Here is a 20,274-nt window from a genome sequence, read left to right on the forward strand (position 1 = left end):
TGAAGTCAGTTGTTGGACTGCTTAACCTTTCAACAGGGGAGGAGTGATGGAACCGAAACGGGATCGCTCCGATGCAAGACCAAAACTCTAAAACGAACGCTGCTGAAGCTCTGGAACTGCTAGAACAAGCTTGGGCTTATTACACGCCGGAACCTGCGTCGGTGACTGAGGTTCACGAGCCTGAATTGTTCGAATACGCAAACGCCGCCTAACGCTTGAATTTATCCTTGGATTGGGCAATGCATAAGCATGCCCATTCTGTTGTTAGTACTGGCGGCCGGAGTGTTCGCCTATTTTATCTGGCGATCACGGACGTCGTCGTTGACGCGCGATTGCCGATGGCGGCAGCACCGCAAGGAAGGCGTCTGGGTTTGTGCCTATTGCGGGGCACAGCACGAAGGCGCGAATACACCGACCAGTTGCCTGAAAGGGAAATAGGACAGCAGGGCGATCATTCGCCCAGACTGTGGCTATGCCGCGTCGGGAAATGCTGCTTGCAGCGCGATTTCCACCATATCCCCAAAGCTGCTTTCGCGTTCGGACGACGGCAGTGCCTCACCTGTAAGCAGGTGATCGGACACGGTCAGAACGGCCAGCGCGCGGCAACTGTGACGCGCGGCGAGGATATACAATTCGGCGGCCTCCATTTCGACCCCCAGAATGCCGTGTCGCACCATCTGTTCGTTCAAATCAGGTCGTTCGTCATAAAACACGTCCGACGAATAAATCCCGCCGATATGCGTGGGTGTCCCTTTCGCAGCCGCCGCCTGAGCCGCCGCCTGTAGCAAACCCCAGTCGGCGCAGGGGGCAAAGTTCAGTTCTTTCAGAATGCCGCGTGATGGCGTGCTTAGCGTGGTCGAGGTCATCGCCAATATCACATCGCGGATATTGATACTGTCCTGCATCCCGCCGCACGATCCGATGCGGATCAGGGTTTTAGCACCAAAATCGCGGATCAGTTCATTGGCGTAAATCGACAAGGACGGCATCCCCATGCCGCTGCCCTGAATTGAAACCGGGTGTCCTTTCCAGGTTCCGGTGAAACCCAGCATGCCCCGCACATTATTGACCAGCCTGGCATTCTGCAAAAAGGTCTCTGCCGCCCATTTCGCCCGATAGGGATCACCGGGCATTAAAACGGTTTCAGCAATTTCACCTTTTTCTGCGCCAATATGAATTGTCATTTTTCACTCAATTCCTGTCAGATTTCCAAGTCCGAAATATCTGCCCCGGCTTTTAACGCGTCATGAACCCATTGCGGTTTGCGGCCTCGGCCCGACCAGGTTTGTTCGGGGTTGGAGGGATTTTTGTACTTTGCGTTGGCCTTTAAACTCTTAGGTAATTTTGAGCCATTGCCAGACAGATCTGAAAGTGAAAACCCAAACTCGGCGGCGGCCTTTTCTGCTGCTTTTAAAGCCTCTTTGCGATCACGCTTTTCCGCATTTTTAAGCGCGATTTCCACCTTGTCGCGCAATTCAAGCAGTTCTTTTCGAGACATTTTATCTAGGCTGATCGCCATTTTTTTCTCCATTCCGCACTTCGTCATACGTGGACGCAATAGCCCACCGTAATTCCTAATCCGAAATTTATCTATCCCCTCGTGAAGGGGAATAGAAACAGAGATTTCCCAAAAAGGGTTGAATTATTCAGCCGCGATATTTTGCGGATCGACCAGAGTTACGATATCGCCCATGATCACATTCAACTCAAAGTTCTTGGGCGTATAGATTTTGGCAACGCCCATTGCCTTGAGTTTCGCTGCATCATCATCGGGAATGATCCCCCCGACCACGACGGGGACATCGTTCAGCCCGGCTTCGCGCAGGCGGGTCATGACGTCTTGCACCAATGGGATGTGGCTGCCGGACAGAATCGACAGACCGATGACATGGGCCTTGTCTTCAATGGCAGCCGTGACGATTTCCTCGGGTGTCAGGCGAATGCCTTCATAGCTGATGTCGATGCCGCAATCGCGGGCGCGGAAGGCGATTTGCTCGGCTCCGTTTGAATGGCCGTCCAATCCCGGCTTACCCACCAGGAATTTCAGGCGGCGCCCCAGTTTGTCACTGACCGCATCAACAGCAGCGCGCAGATTCTCCAACCCTTCGGTCTTGTTCGATACCGAACCAGAGACGCCGGTTGGGCCGCGGTAGGTGCCGTAGACCTTGCGCATTTCTTCAGCCCACTCGCCGGTGGTGACACCTGCCTTAGCGGCGGCGATGGACGGTTCCATCACGTTGGTGCCGGATCGCGCCGCCTCACGTAGTGCGGCCAAAGCCGCCTTGACGGCTGCGTCGTCACGATCTGCGCGCCATTCATTCAGGCGGTTGATCTGCTCTTGCTCAACGGCAGGGTCGACAACCATGATACCGCCATCTTCGGTCTCTAGCGGTGAGGGTTCGCCCTGTGTCCATTTGTTCACACCGACCACAACGGTTTCGTTGCGTTCGATCCGGTTTAGGCGTTCGGCGTTGGAATCGACCAGACGGGATTTCATGTATTCGATCGACGCCACCGCGCCGCCCATCGATTCGAGGTTGCCCAATTCAGCCCGCGCGCCTGCTTTCAGCTCTTCAACCTTAGCGTCCACGACGGGGTTGCCGTCAAACAGGTCACCATATTCCAGCAAGTCGGTTTCATAGGCCAGGATTTGCTGCATCCGCATCGACCATTGCTGATCCCACGGACGTGGCAAACCCAACGCTTCATTCCATGCGGGCAATTGCACAGCACGGGCGCGGGCCTTTTTCGACAAGGTCACGGCAAGCATTTCGATCAGGATGCGATAGACGTTGTTTTCGGGCTGCTGCTCGGTCAGGCCCAGCGAGTTGACCTGAACACCATAGCGGAACCGACGGTATTTTGAATCCTCGACGCCATAGCGTTGTTGCAGAATCTCGTCCCAAAGATCCACGAAAGCCCGCATCTTGCACATTTCGGTGACAAAGCGGATGCCCGCGTTTACAAAGAACGAAATGCGACCGCAAAGCGCCGGGAAATCCTCGGCTGGGACGCGGGGGCGCAGCTCATCCAATACGGCGATGGCCGTGGCCAGTGCATAGGCCAGCTCTTGTTCGGGTGTCGCGCCGGCTTCTTGCAAGTGATAGGAACACACATTCATCGGGTTCCATTTCGGCACGTTGGTATAGCAATACTCGGCCACGTCCGCGATCATCTTCAGCGACGGTTTTGGCGGGCAGACATAGGTGCCGCGGCTCAGGTATTCCTTGATCAGGTCGTTCTGCACGGTGCCTTGCAGCTTGGACACGTCTGCGCCCTGTTCCTCGGCCACAGCGATATAAAGCGCCAGCAACCAAGGGGCGGTGGCGTTGATCGTCATCGAGGTGTTCATCTGTTCCAACGGAATCTGATCGAACAATACCCGCATGTCGCCCAGATGGCTGATCGGAACGCCAACCTTGCCGACCTCGCCGCGCGCCAATGTGTGATCGCTGTCGTAACCGGTCTGCGTCGGCAGGTCGAATGCCACGGAAAGACCGGTCTGACCCTTCGCCAAATTCCCGCGATACAGCGCGTTTGAGGCCTTGGCGGTGGAATGACCGGCATAGGTTCGGATGAGCCAAGGGCGATCTTTCTGCGTCTGCGTCATAGCTGGGCCTCGTGTTGCGGGTGGGCAAGAAAATTACGTCACTGGCCTCTAAAGCGCAATTTTCGGGATATGTCAATTCGCTGCGTCGCGGCATTTCAGGTTCTTCAGATTGTAGGTGGCCCGGTTTGGTGGCAGGGTGCGTGCATGACTCAGACCGTGGAACTTCCGCTTTGGCTGTTTTTGCTGATCGTGGTGTTTGCCGCGGTCACTCTGGCCTCGCATTTTCTGTTTCCTTCGGTGCGCTGGTTTTTTCGCCGCCGGCTTGAGCGGGCAGTCAAACGCCTGAACAAACGCCTGCAGCGACCTATCCAGCCGTTCAAGCTGGCGCATCGACATGACATGATTCAGCGGCTGATTTATGACCCGCAGGTCGGGCAGGCGGTTCAGAACTTTGCACGCGAGGAACGTGTTCCCGAGGCCGTGGCCTTTGAAACAGCCCGTCGTTATGCGCGCGAAATCGTTCCGTCCTTTTCAGCGGTAGCCTATTTCAGCATCGCCATCCGCCTTACTCGTATGCTGAGCAACGCGTTTTATAACGTGCGTCTTAGCTATATGGACGAAAAAGCCTTGCGCAACATTGACCCAGAGGCGACGGTTGTTTTCGTCATGAACCATCGCAGCAATATGGACTATGTGTTGGTGACCTATCTGGCGGCGCAACAATCTGCGCTGTCTTATGCGGTTGGGGAATGGGCGCGCGTCTGGCCTCTCAGCCGTTTGATCCGGGCAATGGGTGCTTACTTTATCCGCCGCAAATCGGGCAGTGAGCTTTATCGGCAGGTGCTGGCTTGCTATGTGCGGCACGCGACCGAAGCGGGCGTGACACAAGCCATGTTCCCCGAGGGCGGTCTTAGCTTGACCGGCGCACTGGGTCGGCCAAAGCTGGGGCTGCTCAAATACATCATTGATGCCACCACCCCCGACGGTAGGGACGTTGTTTTTGTACCCGTCGCGCTGAATTATGACCGCGTGCTAGAGGATACAATCCTGACCAAAGCGGCGCTGGGAAATGAACGCAGGTTTCGGGCCAGGATCGGGGTCATCGCCTGGTGGATTATCAAACAGGTCGGCCGACGGTTGGTAGGTCGTTATCAGCGATTCGGCGTGGCTTCGGTGCGGTACGGCCAGCCTGTTTCGCTGCGGGCGTTCCGGGCGGACCACAATACCAACCTGATGACCGATCTGGCGCGGGACTTGATGGTGGGCATTGGTAAAGCGATTCCGCTGGTTCCGGGGCCTGCTACGTGTTGGTTGGTGCGTGAAAAGGGCGAAATTGCCGAAACAGACGCGGTGGCGCTGATAGACCAACTGCTGCGACGCAACGGAAGTTCTGCACCATTGGAGCATAGTGCAATCGAGGCTAGTATTCAGCAATTGGTGGATCGCCGCATTCTGAAACGCGAGGGCGGGAAATTATCGTCGTCAGGTCAAAGAGTTGACCTGTTAAACTATTATGCAGCCTCGGCGCCGCTGGATGCGGAACAGGTGATTTCTGCGCCTGCGAAAGAAATTTCTGCACCTGCTGGGTCATAAAATTACAAAATGAACTCAAAATGGGTTGCAATATTGCTCGATGGAAAATACTCATCGGGTAAAGCCGCCGATTCTGCGTTGCGGCAAGGATTTTAGAAAAGGAGGCCAACATGGCTCTGGACACCGATAGCGGCATCGCGTCGTACGAGGCACCGGAAAAAGACCTCTATGAGATGGGTGAAATCCCTCCGATGGGGTTTGTCCCGAAACAAATGTATGCATGGGCGATCCGCAAGGAACGCCATGGCGAGCCGGACACGGCCATGCAGCTGGAAGTGGTAGATGTCCCCAAGCTGGACAGCCACGAGGTGCTGGTTCTGGTGATGGCCGCTGGCGTCAACTACAACGGCGTCTGGGCGTCGTTGGGTAAACCGATCAGCCCGTTTGATGGTCACGGACAGCCGTTCCACATCGCCGGTTCGGATGCATCGGGCATCGTTTGGGCCGTAGGCGACAAGGTCAAGCGCTGGAAAGTGGGCGATGAAGTCGTAATCCACTGCAACCAGGATGACGGTGACGACGAAGCCTGTAACGGCGGCGATCCGATGTATTCGGACAGCCAGCGGATCTGGGGCTATGAGACGCCGGATGGGTCGTTCGCTCAGTTCACTAATGTTCAGGCACAGCAGCTGATGCCGCGCCCCAAGCACCTGACCTGGGAAGAAAGCGCCTGCTACACGCTGACGCTGGCCACCGCATACCGGATGCTGTTCGGTCACGAGCCACACGATCTGAAGCCGGGCCAGAACGTTCTGGTTTGGGGTGCGTCGGGTGGTCTGGGCTCATATGCAATCCAGTTGATCAACACTGCGGGTGCAAACGCAATCGGCGTGATCTCGGACGAAAGCAAACGTGACTTTGTAATGGGTCTGGGCGCCAAGGGTGTTCTGAACCGCAAAGACTTTAACTGCTGGGGCCAATTGCCCACAGTGAACACACCGGAATATGCCGATTGGTTCAAAGAAGCACGCAAGTTCGGTAAGGCCATCTGGGACATTACCGGCAAGGGCAACAATGTCGACATGGTGTTTGAACACCCCGGCGAAAGCACCTTCCCGGTGTCGACCTTCGTGGTGAAAAAGGGCGGCATGGTTGTGATCTGCGCCGGCACCACCGGCTATAACCTGACCTTCGACGTGCGCTATATGTGGATGCACCAGAAGCGTCTGCAGGGTTCGCACTTTGCGCATCTGAAACAAGCGGCTGCTGCGAACCAGCTGATGGTCGAGCGTCGCCTGGACCCATGCATGTCCGAGGTGTTCTCGTGGAATGAGCTACCCGATGCGCACATGAAGATGATGCGTAACGAGCATAAGCCGGGCAACATGTCGGTCTTGGTTCAAGCTCCGCAAACCGGAATGCGCACTCTGGAAGAGGTTTTGGACGCCCGCGGTTGAACCGCACCAAAATCAGGTAATGGTGCCCGCGAATCGTGTTAACGGTTCGCGGGCGTCACTTTTTCAAGGGTAAGTCTATTCATTTTAAGGGGTTATAGATACTAACCCCACTGTTTTGGGGGAGTAGAAAGCAGCGAATAGGCAAAAAAATACTGCACATGTTATGGTTGTGTTAACCCTTCGTTAACCGTTTCGGAGAGACCCTGATGGCGCAGAATGAGTGGATACTGGACGTGTTGTCGGACCTCAACGCCTTCGCTGTTGAGAATGGTATGATCGCGCTGGCCGAACAGCTGGACGACACCAAGCTGATCGCCGCAGCCGAGATCGCGTCCATGAAGGCTGAGGTACGGACGCCGGCGGATGGGAAAAATACTCGATATGAGCCAAGTCCTGGAGGACTTGGAAAACACCAGCACGCTTGATGAATTAAGTGGCGTCGCAATCCGGTTGCGTGACCGGCTGAAAGTCGAGCACCTTATATACCACTGGGTCGATGGTGCCGGGGATCAGTACGGCTATACGACCTATCCCGATGCTTGGGCAGAGCGATATCTGGAAAAGAGTTATCACCGCATTGATCCGGTCATCCTGGGGTGCTTTCAGCGGTTCCACCCGGTCGATTGGAAAACGCTGGATTGGTCCAGCAAAGTGGCCAAGGCATTTCTGCAAGACGCACAAAGCCACGGTGTCGGCAATCAAGGCTATTCCATCCCGATCCGGGGGCCGAACGGGCAATTCGCCTTGTTTACGGTCAACCATACCTGTGATGATGAAACCTGGCAGCGTTTCATCGAGCGTCATGGTCGTGAGCTGATCCTGATCGCGCATTATTTCAACCGCAAAGCGCTGGAATTCGAAGTTGATCGACAGCCCGACTCTGCCCGCAGTCTGTCGCCACGCGAAGTCGACGCGATGACCTTGCTGGCGCTGGGGTACAGCCGGGCCCAGGTGGCCCATTCGCTGTCTATCTCTGAACATACACTACGGGTCTATATCGAAGGCGCCCGGGCGAAGCTTGGGGCGCAGAACACCACTCACGCCATCGCCACAGCGCTCAGCCGAGGATTAATAGTGGTTTAAGAGGCGCGCGCCCTCAGAACGGGAAATTAACTATGACTTTGTACCCCCTTCGTTCCTGCACAGGACGACAAGGGGAAAAAAGTCATGTTGCGCTATTTGTATGCGGATGAGCTGCACAAGTTTCCGGATCTGGCCGAAGGGATGTTCCGGGATCGCGCGGATCAGTTCAAAACCCGGTTGGGTTGGGACGTACACGTTAACGAAAAAGGGGAAGAGCGGGATCGGTATGACGATCTGAACCCGCTTTATGTCATCTGGGAAGAAGAAGACGGCAGTCATGGAGGCTCAATGCGCGTGTTGCCGACCACCGGCCCGGTCATGGTGAACGAGGTGTTCGGCCATCTGACCGGTGGCAAACCAGTCTGCAGCCCGCTGATTTGGGAGGTCACAAGGTTCTGCCTGTCGCGCACGGCCACCCCGCACACCGCAGGCGCCATCATGCTAAGCGGCGGTGAGATGATGGAAGGGTTCGGCCTGACCCATATCGCCGGGGTCTTTGATGCACGCATGATTCGGATTTACCGCCTGATCGGATCGTCCCCGGTGGTTCTGGGGACCGAAGGGCATGGGCGTGATCAGATTTCGGTCGGGCTGTGGCCCTATTCTGCCGATGATTGCAACCGCGTGGCCGAACGCGCGGGGATCCCGCGAGAGCTGTCGCGGCTGTGGTTTAAGACGGCATTCGGGATCGGACGGCAGCATCGCTTTTCTCTGTCGGCCTGATCAGGCGAAAAGCCCAATCCCTCTCTGGTGATAGCTGGCGCGGCCCTGTAGGGTCGCGCCATGTCTTTGCCCCCCGTGACCTTCTCTGACGACCAAGCCGCCGCCTATGACAGCATCTCTGAAATGCTGCGATCAGCCGGTGTTGATCTGGATGATGATGCCCTGCTGAAATTGCCGGGCAACGGCAAATCCGGTGTGATGGCGGTGATCGGCAAAGCTGGCTCGGGCAAGACCCTGTTGCTTGCCGAGCTGTACAAGGCCTTGGCCGAAACCGGTGTTCAGATTGTGTCTGGTGATTTCGAAAGCCGCAAAGCCAAGGAAAAGCGTAGCCTTGCGATCCTGGCCCCCACCAACAAGGCCGCCAGCGTGTTGCGCCTGCGCGGGGTCCCTGCAACGACCATTCACCGCATTCTCTATACCCCGGTTTATGACCCGGAATATGAACGCATCGCCGAATGGCTGGCGGGCAATGACGAACGCCCCGAGATCGAAGGTCTGACGGACGAGGCGTTGGACCGTGCAGCGGCGTTTTATGCGAATAATAAATCGATCCCTGGTGCCTTGGCCGCCGCCGGATTGCGCGGGTCCGATTTCATCACCGGCTGGAAACGTCGGGACGAGCCTTTGGATATCGGGTTCGTCGATGAGGCCTCGATGCTGGACGACCGGCAATTCGAGGACCTGCAAGAGATTTTTCCGACCTTGTTGTTATTTGGTGACCCTGCGCAGCTGGCCCCCGTCAATCAATCGGGTAGCATGGTGTTTGACGCTTTGCCCGAGCCGCGCAAACAGATCCTGCACCGGGTCCACCGGCAAGAGGCGGACAATCCTATCCTGGATCTGGCCCACGCGCTGGCAGACCCTAAGATGGGGTTCGAGGATTTCGAACGTCTTATAGAACAAACCGCCCGTCAGGATGACCGCGTGGTCTGGGGTCAGCGGGTCGAGGTTGATCTGATGGCCCGCAGCCCGGTTCTGGTCTGGCGCAACGCCACACGTATTCGGTTGATTCAGGCGTTTCGGCAAGTTCACGGCGCGCCGGAGACCGAGTTGCTGGAAGGTGAACCACTGATCTGTGATGGCATCGAACTTCCGTTGAAACACCGCAAGAAACGTTTGGACCTTGAGGCGCGCGGGCTGATCAAAGGTGCGCAAGTCATCTATTTGGGACCGGGGCGCAAGCCGGGCTTTTCACGCCTGCACGTGATGGGCGCCGAGGACCCACAGGTCAGTGCGGCCTCGATCGTCAAGATCGAAAAACCGGATGAAGAAGAACCCTTTATCCCCTTCGCCGCCCGCATGGGTGCCACCTTTCTGCATGGCGCGGCGGTAACCATTCACAAGGCGCAGGGCTCGCAATGGGACACGGTACAGGTCTTTGCACCGGATATTTACGCCGCCGCCCGCATGGGCCGGACCGAGGCCGGGCAGCCGCTTTGGAAGCGGCTGGCCTATGTCGCCATCACCCGCGCGCAAGAGCGGTTGATCTGGGTTGTGCGCAACCGTCTGGCCAAGCCCACCCATCCGCTGCGTGTGGATGATCTGCGCGCGGTTCCAGCGGCGTCCTTGACATTGGAGGCTGAAGATACATGACATCCATCATAGTAACCGGCGCAAGCTCGGGCATTGGTCGGGCCACGGCGGAATTGTTCTTGAACGAAGGCTGGACAGTGGGCCTGTTGGCGCGCAGTGCCGATACGTTACACGAGATGGCCAAGGATCGCACAAACGCGATCCCATTGGTTGCGGATGTAACGGACGCGGATGCGGTCCATGCGGCCTTTTGCGCGTATCAGGAAAAGGCTGGCCGGTTGGACGCGTTGTTCAACAATGCGGGCATCTTTGCGCCCGGCGGAACCATCGACGAGATTGCGCTGGAGGATTGGTATCAAACCGTCAACGTCAATCTGAACGGCATGTTCCTATGCGCGCGCGAGGCATTTCGGATCATGCGCCATCAGTCGCCGCAGGGCGGGCGCATCATCAACAACGGCTCGATTGCCGCATATGTGCCGCGCCCGAACTCGGTGCACTACACGACCACGAAACATGCCATCACCGGTCTGACCCGCAGTCTGTCGTTGGACGGGCGGGACCTCGGAATTGCTTGCGGTCAGATCGACATCGGCAACGCGCGCACGCAGATGGTACAGGGACTGGTGGATGCCGCGGTTGAGGCCGGTCAGACGCCCGACTCGACCATGGCGGTTGAAGATGCAGCACGCTCGGTGCTGCATATGGCGACCCTGCCGCCCGAGGCGAATGTGCAGTTCATGACCGTGATGGCAACAACGATGCCCTATATCGGGCGCGGTTAGGGGTTAGTTTTCACGCAGCAATCGGAACGCAGTCGACGCCCCCCAGCCCGCTGCAATCGCAATGACTAGTGACATCAGCCCGTACCACACAGGTTGCTGTCGGGACATGTTGTACAAAAACCGCTCCAGCCCCACTTTGCGCACGTCGATGGTTGTCTCGAATTCCGAGATCACCTCTTTGCCGCGGGTCAGGAAGATGCGCGCAGCATAGTCGCCTTCGGTCAGGTCGGCAGGCATTGCAATTGAGGTGCGGAACAGGGTTTGCTCATCCACGGCCACTGTGTTTTCGCGAATGGAATACAGCCCCTCATCCTCGCGAATGCGCACCACGGCATCTGCAAAATCCTGCGCGCCTCGGATATGCATGGCCGCCCCGACCGATCGGATGGCGCGTTCGATTGAAATCCGGTATCTCAGGTCCTCGGTGTCCAAAAGGATATTATCCAGCGGCCCGCTTGTGGCGACGGCGTAGAAACTTGGCGCAAGGTCGACCAGAACGCTGTCAGTGTTGACCCAGATGCCCAGTTTGCGTTCCTTGCGCCGGACTGTCACTGGGCTGGACGGCCCGGCCACAGTCACGATCACCTCAAGCGGTGGGCCGGCGGGGATCGGTGCTTCTCGTTTGACGGCACCGAAGATCAGGATTTCAGAACCATCGAATGTCGCGGTAATGGCTACCCGGTCCTGGCTGAGACCCAGCACCACCTGCTCTTCTTGCGCAAGAGCTGGTGAGCAGCAGAAAACCAGCAGGGCAATCAAGCGTTTCAGCATAATCAGTGCCCTCCTTCGCTGCCAATGGAATACAGCTCGGATGGTTCGATCAATAAGTCCAGTGCCAGCTTGCCGCAGACCACCAGAACCAGGGCTGCCAGCAGCACGCGCAACTGCTCGGCGGGCATCTTCGCGCCAATCACCGTTCCAATCTGCGCGCCCACGACACCGCCGACCAGCAGCAGAACGGCCAGAACAACATCAACCGTATAGTTCGTGGTTGCGTGCAGCATGGTGGTAAAGCCGGTCACGAAGATGATCTGAAACAAGGATGTTCCAACCACCACCTTGGTGGGCATGCCCAGTAGATAGATCATTGCAGGCACCATAATAAAGCCGCCGCCGACGCCCATGATGGCCGCCAGTACACCGACGCAAAGCCCGACCAGAATTGGGGGAATGACCGAGATATACAGGCCCGAAGTGCGAAAGCGCATTTTGAACGGCATCGCATGAACCCAGCCACGCTGGCGCCGTTTTGCTGGTGCGCCGCCGCCCTTTTTGGCCTTGCGCAGTGCCCGCAAGCTTTCGATGAACATCAGGCCACCAACGACGCCAAGGAAGACGACGTAGCATAGCGTGACAAGCAGATCGACCTGGCCCAGGCTTTTGAGATAGTTGAACACCACCACCCCAAGGGCCGCACCCATTAAGCCCCCGATCAATAAGACCGTGCCCATTTTCAGATCTACGGTCTTTCGTCGAAAATGCGCTAATACACCGGAAAAGGACGAGGCGACGATCTGGTTGGCTTCGGTTGCGACGGCGACAGCGGGGGGGATGCCGATGAAGAACAGCAGCGGCGTCATCAGAAACCCGCCGCCTACACCGAACATGCCCGACAGGATGCCAACCATCCCACCCAGCCCCAACAGCAAAAAGGCGTTGACGGAGACTTCGGCGATTGGAAGGTAGATCTGCATGTGTATTTACCGGATGAGATCAGACGCGTCACACAAAGTGATCCGGCCTGTCCCATACCACAGGGATGAGGCTTTAATACCGCGCGCGCAATGCGGCCGTACGGCGAATACCAACCTGCCGATCGCGCAGACCGCGTGACCGACAAGCCGATCTGGCTGAATTGAAAAACGGACCCCGGAACCGGGACGTTTTTGTGTGCTTGCCACCCTGACAGGAACGAATCCGATCTCGGCTATCACAGGAAACAAACACATACCCCCTTAGAGCGCTTGCGGCATGCAAAATCAACTCTGCATGCCGCTCTGCAGCGAACAGGACTGAAATGAGTTTTAAACTGGACTTATCAGCGCTCTTTCACATAGGGCTCGCCACCGGCACGCGGCGGGACAGCTTTGCCGACGAACCCAGCCAAAATGACGACCGTCAGGATATAGGGCAGGGCATCCATAGCCTGCACCGGGATGACCACGCCGCCCAGGTCGATATTCTGGAACCGCAGCGCAATCGCCTGCAACAGACCAAACAGCAGACAGGCCCACATCGCATGCCAAGGTCGCCATTTCGCAAAGATCAGCGCGGCCAAAGCGATGAACCCGCGACCGGCGGTCATTTCCTTGACGAACCCGGCCTGCAGGGCAGTGGCCAAATAGGCCCCGGCGATCCCACACAGCACGCCGCAGATGGCAACGGCCGCAAATCTCAGGCCGACAACCGAGACACCGGCGGTATCCACCGCAGCCGGATTTTCACCCACCGCGCGCAGGCGCAAGCCGAACCGGGTGCGATACAGAATCCACCATGTCAATGGCACCATCAGAAACGCCACATAGACCAATATCGAATGACCCGAGAGTAGTTCGGAATACACCATGTGAAACGAATTGGTGTCAGACATCAGTTCAGAAACCGGTTTCCCCGACAGTTCAGCATCTTCGGGGCCGATTGCATAAGGAAACTCTGCAGATTCGAACCGTCCACCGCCAAAGAGAGAAGGCGTGCGCCCGCCCTGTTTGAACCAGCTCTGCGCAATCAGAACGGTCAGGCCCGAGGCCAGAAAGTTGATGGCAACGCCCGAGATCAGCTGATTGCCTCTGAAGGTTATCGAAGCGAGCCCGTGCAAGCCGGACAAAATCAGCGAGGATCCGATTCCCGCCAGCAGGCCCAACCAGACAGACCCGGTCACTGCCGCAATCGCCGCCGAGAAAAACGCCGCCATCAACATCTTGCCTTCCAGCCCGATGTCGAAAATACCCGCGCGTTCCGAATACAACCCGGCCAGACACGCCAGTAATAGCGGTGTTGCCAGGCGGATCGTTGAATCAAAAACCTGAATGAGTGTTACGAAAATCTCCATCACTCGGCCCCCTTCCGCAGACCGAGGAACAGTTTCTCAAGCGGCATGCGCACCATGTTGTCCAGTGCCCCGGTAAACAGGATCACCAGCGCTTGAATAACCACGATCAGCTCACGCGGGATCGAGGTCCACAGCGCCAATTCGGCACCGCCCTGGTACAGGAACCCGAATAAAAGGGCCGCCACAAACACGCCGAACGGGTGCGACCGGCCCATCAGCGCCACGGCAATCCCGATGAAACCCGCACCTTCGGTCGAGTTGAGTACCAGCCGTTCAGCCTCTCCCATCACGTTGTTGGTCGCCATCAACCCGGCCAACGCACCCGAGATCAGCATGGCGACGATAGTAATGCGTACGGGCGAGATACCGGCATAAACAGCGCCGGTTTCGGAATGACCATAGGCGCGAATCTCATACCCCAGCCGCGTCCGCCAGATCAGCGCCCAGACCACGAAACAGGCCAGGATCGCGACAAAGAACGAGATATTGGCCGGCGCACCCTTGAACACCGCGTTTTCAGCGGTCGAGAACATCGACTGGAAGGTCGGCAGATGCACGGCCTCGGGGAAGCGTGCAGTTGCAGGATCTTGCGAGCCCTGCGGGCGCATCACATTGACCAGCATATAGTTCAGGAAGGCCGCCGCGATAAAATTGAACATGATCGTGGTGATGACGATATGACTGCCACGTTTGGCTTGCAGATAGGCCGGGATTGCGGCCCATGCCGCCCCAAACAGCATCGACGCCGCACAGGCGGCCAGCAGGGCAATGCTCCAATGCGGCCAGTCGATGTACAGACACACTATGGCAACGCCAAGCCCGCCCAGCATGGCCTGGCCTTCGCCGCCGATGTTGAACAGCCGGGCGTGGAACGCCACAGCCACCGCCAGCCCGGTGAACATGAAATTGGTCGCGTAATAGAGCGTATAGCCCCAGCCATAAGTCGACCCCAGCGCGCCGGTAACCATCAGATTCACCGCTTCAACCGGGTTCTCACCAATGGCCAGAATAACCAGCGCCGAAAGGATAGCGGCCAGTATCAGACTGATCAGCGGGATCAGAACGACATCGGCCCATTTGGGCATTTTATCCATGCTTCACGCGGCCTCTTCCGCAACACCGGCCATCAGCAGGCCCAGTTCTTTTTCATCTGTCTCATGGGGCAGGCGTTCGCCCATAATATGTCCGTCGAACATCACCGCGATCCGATCGGACAGCGAGAAGATCTCCTCCAACTCGACCGAGACCAGCAGGATTGCCTTCCCCTGATCGCGCAGGGCGACGATTTGCTTGTGAATGAATTCGATCGCGCCGATATCCACACCGCGTGTCGGCTGGCCGACCAGCAACAGGTCGGGGTTCCGCTCGATCTCGCGCGCGACGACGATTTTCTGCTGGTTGCCGCCTGAAAAGCTTTTGGCGGTCAGCCAGCCATTGGGCGGGCGCACATCGAACTTTTCAATCTTGCGCTCGGTATCCGCGCGCAGGGCGGCATTGTCCATGAACAGACCGCGTTTATAGGCAGGGTCGCGGTGATAGCCGAACGCCACGTTTTCCCACGCGTGGAAATCCATGATCAGGCCCTCGCGCTGACGATCCTCGGGGACGTGAGCGATGTGCTGCGCACGCCGCGCCTGACCGTCAGACCCATGCCCAATAAGCGCCAGCGGTTCACCATTCAGCTTGATCGACCCTTTTCCAGGCCGCATCCCGCCCAAAACCTCAAGCAGTTCCGACTGGCCATTACCCGCAACACCGGCGATGCCGACGATCTCACCCGCGCGGACCGTCAAGTCGATACCCTTGACCCGCTCAACGCCCGCTGAATCGAAGACGCGCAGGTTTTCGACCTCAAGAATGGGTTTGCCGGGTTTTGCAGGAACCTTGTCGACTTGCAGCAGAACCTTGCGGCCTACCATCAGCTCGGCCAGCTCCTCGGGGCTGGTTTCGGCGGTTTTTACTGTCGCCGTCATCTGCCCGCGCCGCATCACCGAGACTGTATCGGTGTTTTCCATGATCTCGCGCAGCTTGTGGGTGATCACGATGATCGTCTTCCCTTCGGCCCGCAGACGGTCGAGAATGCGGAACAGCTGGTCGGCCTCGGCCGGGGTCAGAACGCCTGTCGGTTCGTCCAAAATCAAAATCTCGGCCTTGCGATACAAGGCTTTGAGGATTTCGACCCGTTGCTGCATCCCCACGCCGATTTCGTCAATGCGTTTGTCGGGGTCAACGAACAGCTCGTATTCTTCTTCCAGCTCTTTCAGTTCCTTGCGGGCCTTGGACAATGACGGAGCCAGCAGCCCGCCATCTTCAGCGCCCAGAACGATGTTTTCCAGAACCGTGAAATTCTCAACCAGCTTGAAATGCTGGAACACCATCCCGATGCCCGCCGCAATCGCCGCCTGACTGTCGGGGATGACGGTCTTGGTCCCGTTGATCCAAATCTCTCCTTTGTCGGCTTTGTAGAAACCGTAGAGAATACTCATCAGCGTGGATTTGCCCGCACCGTTTTCACCGATGATCCCGTGGATCGTGCCGGGGGCGACGCTGATGGAAATGTCTTTGTTGGCCTGAACCGGCCCAAAGGCTTTGGAAATCCCTTTGAGCTCAATGGCGGGGACTGTCATGTCGTGTCCTCAATTGCCGAAGGGGCCGCACAGGGCGCGGCCAAGTGGAGACGAGGCGGAGGTCAAACCCCCGCCCCGCGTGGTATCAGAACTGCAGTGCCGGGCAGCTGTCGTTCTCGTAATAGCTGACGACGGTGACGTTTCCGTTGATGATGTCACTGCGTGCGTCTGCAACGGCCGAGCTCATCTCTTCCGTAACTAGTTCAGCGTTGTATTCATCCATGGCGACGCCCACACCCTCTTCGGCCAGACCCATGGCGAAAACGCCGGTTTGCAAATCCTCGCCAGCCTTCATGGCGTCATAAACGGCCACGTCCACGCGCTTCAGCATCGAGGTCAGAACCTTGCCCGGATGCAGGTGGTTCTGGTTGCTGTCCACACCGATCGAAAGGATGCCTTCATCGGCGGCGGTCTGCAGAACGCCCACACCGGTGCCGCCCGCAGCAGCATAGATGACGTCAGCACCCTGGCTGATCTGTGCCTTGGTCAGTTCGGAGCCCTTGACCGGGTCGTTCCATGCCGATGGGGTGGTACCAGTCATGTTGGCAACGATATTGATGTCGGGGTTCACGGCTTTGGCGCCTTGCGCGTAACCGCAGCCAAAGTGACGGATCAGCGGAATATCCATGCCACCGATGAAGCCAACCGTTCCGGTCTTAGATGCCATCGCAGCCATCATTCCAACCAGATAGGAACCCTCATGCTCGGCAAAGCCGATCTGACGCACGTTCGGAGCATCTAGCCAATTCACATCAACTGCAACGAATTTGGTGTCGGGATAGTCGCCCGCGACAGCCGCCAGCGGATCAGCCATTGCGAAACCCATGGTGATGATTGGGTTCAGGCCAGCTTCGGCAAAACGACGCAGGGCTTGTTCACGCTGGGCTTCAGACTGCAGTTCGATTTCGCGATAAGTCTTACCGGTCTGTTCCGCCCAACGTGATGCCCCATTATGGGCTGCTTCGTTGAACGATTTGTCAAACTTGCCACCCAGGTCGAAGATCAGGGCTGGTTCAGCCAGGGCCGCACCGGCGGTCAACGCGACGGCGGCAGCAGCGCCCATCAAGGATTTCATCAGGGTCATTTCATACTCCCGTTTGTTATTGTTGATCAGAGCCAAGATAGCCCCGATTACCCACTGTGAGCGAGCATAACTGTTGTGATGGCGGGAATTAAGGGCGTTTGCAACCGGTGCGGTCAACTGATTCTTGACCAAATGGTCGAAAAAATTAGGAGGCGTCGGTCAGGTCAGGGCGCAGACCATGACAACGGCGTCGATTTTCTCAGCTTTTTCGCGCAGATAGTAACCCTTGCGCAGGCCGCAGGTTGTGTATCCACAACGCTGGTACAACGCGATAGCCGGGTGATTGTCTGCCGCAACGTCCAGAAAGGCGCGGGTTGCGCCCAAAGCTTTGGCTTTTGCGTGCCAGTCCTGCATGAGGCGCAGGGCAAGACCTTGGCGCTGACGATTGGGGTGGGTGGCGATTGTCAGCAGTTCAGCTTCACCTGCAGTGACTTGAAACAGGGCAAAACAGTCAGCGTTACCAATGACATGCGTGAACCGATTGGTCAGAAGATCAGAAAATTCTGATTCCGTCCAAGGGCGCGACTGCGTGAAGGCTGCCGTATGGGTATGAGCCAATTCTTGCGGGGTCATCCGTCCAGCAGAACCGGTGGTGAGTCCTTTGACGGGGCCGCATCAGCCGGGCGCACATAGAACGGGGCAGGGGGCTGGGTCGTGGTGGACCATCTTTGCGCTGTCAGCCGGGCAAGGGCGTTGACCAGCAAATCGGCGTCATCATTCAGAATCAGATTTCCAAGTGATTCTGCGTATTCCTGCGCCATCAGTGCGGGGTCCTGACCGGGCAGCGCGACATAGACTTGCTCGCGGGGTGCGCGGATCGCGGGAATCCCATCCCCGATTTCGGCCAAGGCATCAAAACCGGTCACTCCAACAGCCGGGATACCAAGTCCCAACGCCAATCCCCGCGCCGCCGAAACCGAGATACGGATGCCGGTAAAATTCCCCGGCCCGATCCCGACTCCAATGGCAGTCAGATCGCGCCACGTGCAATCCGCCTCGGCCAGAATCTCTTCTAACAGCGGCATCAACCGTTCTGCCTGTCCGCGTGACATGGGCTCAACGCGCGAAGCGACAATCGTGTCGCCATGTAGCAAAGCGGCCGCGCAATGCGCGGCCGATGTGTCAAATGCCAAAATGATCGGGTCAGACGGCAACGGGGCGAACCTCGGTCACTTCCGGGATGTAGTGGCGCAGCAGGTTCTCAATTCCCATTTTCAGCGTCAGGGTCGAGGACGGGCAGCCCGCGCAAGCGCCTTGCATGTGCAGGTAAACAACGCCCCGGTCAAACCCGTGGAACGTGATGTCACCCCCATCCTGCGCCACCGCCGGGCGCACGCGCGTATCCAGCAGGTCCTTGATCTGATTGACCACTTCGGCATTCTCGCCGAAATGTTCTGCGTGACCTGACCCATCAACAGCATCTTCACCCAATACCGGCTGACCGGACTGAAAATGCTCCATCACAGCGCCCAGAATGGCCGGTTTGATGTGATCCCACTGAACGTCATCCGATTTGGTCACGGTGACGAAATCATTGCCAAAGAACACGCCGGTGACACCAGGCACTGCAAAAATCCGTTTCGCCAAGGGCGATTTTTCCCCGGCTTCCGCCGAAGGAAAGTCTGCAGTGCCCGCTTCCAGCACCGGCTGACCGGGCAGGAATTTCAGCGTTGCAGGGTTCGGCGTGGATTCGGTCTGGATGAACATGTCACGGCTCCGTTTCAGTTGTACCTGATATGCGGGTCCGGGCCGGGGAAGTCAAGATTTGGAACCATTCTAAATTTCTGCCGCCAATTGCATCGCCGCATCCAGCCGGTCATCGCCCCAGAACAGTTCATCCCCCACTAGAAAGCTTGGCGCCCCGAAAATCCCCTTTGCCTGCGCGGTCTGAGTCTGTTGGATCAAAGCCGCTTTGATATCCGGGTCTTGACAGCCGGCCAGCGTTTCTGGGGGCAGGCTGGCTTGGGACAGGCAGTCGATCAGCACCTTGTCGTCCGAGATATTGAGGCCATCAACGAATTCGGCGGCATAGACGGCCCGAACAAAGGCAGCCCTTTGAGGGTGGGTTTCAATCGTCATCACTAGCCGCGCAGCCTTCAGACCATTTTGGGGAAAGGGGTCAGGTCGGACAAATCGCAACCCCCGACGGGCCGACAACCTCTCCATATCGCGCCACATATAGCGCCCTTTGGCGGGATAGATATTGAACGGGGAATTGTCCCAGCCCTGCGCGGCGAAAATCGGACCAAGCAAAAAGGGATGCCATTCAACTGACACCCCGTTCTGCGCAGCCAGATCCTCGATTCGCATCGCACTTAGGTAAGAGTATGTGGATGCGAATTCGAACCAGAACTGGATGCTGCGCTGCATGGGTGCCCTTTTAGGTGATTTCTTCCAGCTTTTCCTTGCTCAGATCACCAGGAACGATGGTGATCGGAATTGGCAGGTTGCCCGAATTCTTGGTCAGTTGCGTCACCAGCGGCCCGGGGCCTTTCTTTTCAACGCCTGCGCCTAGCACCAGCACCCCGATCTCGGGGTCTGATTGCACATGTTCGATGATCTCGGCGACCGGCTCACCTTCGCGGATGGCCAGTTCGGGGTCGATGTTTTGCTTGTCGCGCATCCACTTGGCGAACACCTCGTAATGGGCGTGAATACGCTCGCGTGCTTCCTCGCGCATAACCTCGGCCACGCCGATCCAATGGTTGAACTCATCCGGCGGAATGACCGATAGGATTGTAACGCCACCGCCGGTGTGGGCTGCGCGCATAGCGGCAAAACGCATCGCGTTCAGGCATTCGCGACTGTCATCCAGAACGACCAAGAATTTGCGCATGAAGTGTCCTCGTA

The 20,274-nt window shown here is 57.5% G+C and carries 21 protein-coding genes and 1 pseudogene; 8 read left to right on the plus strand and 14 right to left on the minus strand.

Going from position 1 to position 20,274, the window contains the following annotated elements:
• Positions 1 to 71: 71 nt before the first annotated feature.
• On the plus strand, positions 72 to 212 hold the full coding sequence (locus ACR0M2_RS14630; protein ID WP_170551604.1) for a hypothetical protein: 141 nt from the start codon (positions 72 to 74) through the stop codon (positions 210 to 212).
• A 258-nt stretch (positions 213 to 470) separates the two neighbouring features.
• Here ACR0M2_RS14630 and deoD read toward each other — a convergent pair whose 3' ends face one another.
• The 3 genes and pseudogenes from deoD to ACR0M2_RS14645 all read right to left on the minus strand — a co-directional run.
• Entirely contained in the window at positions 471 to 1,184 is a 714-nt protein-coding gene (gene deoD / locus ACR0M2_RS14635) for a purine-nucleoside phosphorylase (RefSeq protein WP_480705711.1), read from the minus strand.
• A gap of 17 nt (positions 1,185 to 1,201) precedes the next feature.
• Positions 1,202 to 1,519, minus strand: a complete 318-nt coding sequence (locus tag ACR0M2_RS14640; protein WP_480705713.1) for an H-NS histone family protein — start codon at positions 1,517 to 1,519, stop codon at positions 1,202 to 1,204.
• Between the two features lie 123 nt (positions 1,520 to 1,642).
• A pseudogene (locus ACR0M2_RS14645) lies at positions 1,643 to 3,619 on the minus strand (methylmalonyl-CoA mutase family protein); the annotation flags it as partial.
• Between the two features lie 135 nt (positions 3,620 to 3,754).
• Between ACR0M2_RS14645 and ACR0M2_RS14650 the strand changes: the two are divergent.
• From ACR0M2_RS14650 to ACR0M2_RS14680, 7 genes are all read left to right on the plus strand, one after another.
• Complete coding sequence (locus ACR0M2_RS14650) at positions 3,755 to 5,143, plus strand: 1-acyl-sn-glycerol-3-phosphate acyltransferase (protein WP_480705714.1); 1,389 nt, start codon at positions 3,755 to 3,757, stop codon at positions 5,141 to 5,143.
• A gap of 110 nt (positions 5,144 to 5,253) precedes the next feature.
• Positions 5,254 to 6,540, plus strand: a complete 1,287-nt coding sequence (ccrA, locus tag ACR0M2_RS14655) for a crotonyl-CoA carboxylase/reductase (protein ID WP_170377733.1) — start codon at positions 5,254 to 5,256, stop codon at positions 6,538 to 6,540.
• Between the two features lie 206 nt (positions 6,541 to 6,746).
• Positions 6,747 to 6,965 carry a hypothetical protein gene (locus ACR0M2_RS14660; protein WP_170350439.1) on the plus strand — a complete coding sequence of 73 codons (219 nt, stop codon included), beginning with the start codon at positions 6,747 to 6,749 and terminating at the stop codon, positions 6,963 to 6,965.
• Positions 6,904 to 7,623: a helix-turn-helix transcriptional regulator gene (locus tag ACR0M2_RS14665; RefSeq protein ID WP_170361413.1), complete on the plus strand. Its 720-nt coding sequence runs from the start codon at positions 6,904 to 6,906 to the stop codon at positions 7,621 to 7,623. Before ACR0M2_RS14660 ends, ACR0M2_RS14665 begins: the two co-directional genes overlap by 62 nt.
• Positions 7,624 to 7,707: 84 nt before the next feature.
• Positions 7,708 to 8,346 (plus strand): acyl-homoserine-lactone synthase, encoded by a 639-nt coding sequence (locus ACR0M2_RS14670; RefSeq protein WP_480705716.1) that lies wholly within the window; start codon positions 7,708 to 7,710, stop codon positions 8,344 to 8,346.
• Between the two features lie 60 nt (positions 8,347 to 8,406).
• Positions 8,407 to 9,939 (plus strand): ATP-dependent DNA helicase, encoded by a 1,533-nt coding sequence (locus tag ACR0M2_RS14675; protein WP_170361417.1) that lies wholly within the window; start codon positions 8,407 to 8,409, stop codon positions 9,937 to 9,939.
• A complete protein-coding gene (locus ACR0M2_RS14680; protein ID WP_480705718.1) occupies positions 9,936 to 10,664 on the plus strand; it encodes an SDR family oxidoreductase in 729 nt (242 codons plus the stop codon). The genes ACR0M2_RS14675 and ACR0M2_RS14680 overlap by 4 nt, the downstream gene beginning before the upstream one ends.
• A gap of 3 nt (positions 10,665 to 10,667) precedes the next feature.
• Here ACR0M2_RS14680 and ACR0M2_RS14685 read toward each other — a convergent pair whose 3' ends face one another.
• From ACR0M2_RS14685 to ACR0M2_RS14735, 11 genes are all read right to left on the minus strand, one after another.
• The gene (locus ACR0M2_RS14685; protein ID WP_170350596.1) at positions 10,668 to 11,435 is read right to left on the minus strand and encodes a TIGR02186 family protein; all 768 of its coding nucleotides are present in this window, start codon (positions 11,433 to 11,435) and stop codon (positions 10,668 to 10,670) included.
• A 2-nt stretch (positions 11,436 to 11,437) separates the two neighbouring features.
• Entirely contained in the window at positions 11,438 to 12,358 is a 921-nt protein-coding gene (locus ACR0M2_RS14690) for a sulfite exporter TauE/SafE family protein (protein ID WP_170350595.1), read from the minus strand.
• A gap of 344 nt (positions 12,359 to 12,702) precedes the next feature.
• The gene (locus ACR0M2_RS14695) at positions 12,703 to 13,713 is read right to left on the minus strand and encodes an ABC transporter permease (protein WP_170350594.1); all 1,011 of its coding nucleotides are present in this window, start codon (positions 13,711 to 13,713) and stop codon (positions 12,703 to 12,705) included.
• Positions 13,713 to 14,807: an ABC transporter permease gene (locus tag ACR0M2_RS14700; RefSeq protein ID WP_170350593.1), complete on the minus strand. Its 1,095-nt coding sequence runs from the start codon at positions 14,805 to 14,807 to the stop codon at positions 13,713 to 13,715. The genes ACR0M2_RS14695 and ACR0M2_RS14700 overlap by 1 nt, the downstream gene beginning before the upstream one ends.
• 3 nt (positions 14,808 to 14,810) lie before the next feature.
• Complete coding sequence (locus ACR0M2_RS14705) at positions 14,811 to 16,340, minus strand: ABC transporter ATP-binding protein (protein WP_480705719.1); 1,530 nt, start codon at positions 16,338 to 16,340, stop codon at positions 14,811 to 14,813.
• An 85-nt stretch (positions 16,341 to 16,425) separates the two neighbouring features.
• Complete coding sequence (locus ACR0M2_RS14710; protein WP_058281934.1) at positions 16,426 to 17,424, minus strand: BMP family lipoprotein; 999 nt, start codon at positions 17,422 to 17,424, stop codon at positions 16,426 to 16,428.
• 159 nt (positions 17,425 to 17,583) lie between these two features.
• Positions 17,584 to 17,997, minus strand: coding sequence for a GNAT family N-acetyltransferase (locus tag ACR0M2_RS14715; protein WP_425081665.1), 414 nt, complete (start codon positions 17,995 to 17,997; stop codon positions 17,584 to 17,586).
• Positions 17,994 to 18,578 (minus strand): tRNA (adenosine(37)-N6)-threonylcarbamoyltransferase complex dimerization subunit type 1 TsaB, encoded by a 585-nt coding sequence (tsaB, locus tag ACR0M2_RS14720; protein ID WP_480705721.1) that lies wholly within the window; start codon positions 18,576 to 18,578, stop codon positions 17,994 to 17,996. Before tsaB ends, ACR0M2_RS14715 begins: the two co-directional genes overlap by 4 nt.
• Positions 18,568 to 19,131 carry a NifU family protein gene (locus tag ACR0M2_RS14725; protein WP_480705723.1) on the minus strand — a complete coding sequence of 188 codons (564 nt, stop codon included), beginning with the start codon at positions 19,129 to 19,131 and terminating at the stop codon, positions 18,568 to 18,570. Before ACR0M2_RS14725 ends, tsaB begins: the two co-directional genes overlap by 11 nt.
• Before the next feature lie 69 nt (positions 19,132 to 19,200).
• Complete coding sequence (locus ACR0M2_RS14730; protein WP_480705725.1) at positions 19,201 to 19,794, minus strand: DsbA family protein; 594 nt, start codon at positions 19,792 to 19,794, stop codon at positions 19,201 to 19,203.
• 10 nt (positions 19,795 to 19,804) lie between these two features.
• Positions 19,805 to 20,260, minus strand: a complete 456-nt coding sequence (locus ACR0M2_RS14735) for a universal stress protein (RefSeq protein ID WP_170350587.1) — start codon at positions 20,258 to 20,260, stop codon at positions 19,805 to 19,807.
• Positions 20,261 to 20,274 lie beyond the last annotated feature (14 nt).

Source organism: Ruegeria sp. BE10, assembly GCF_056538905.1.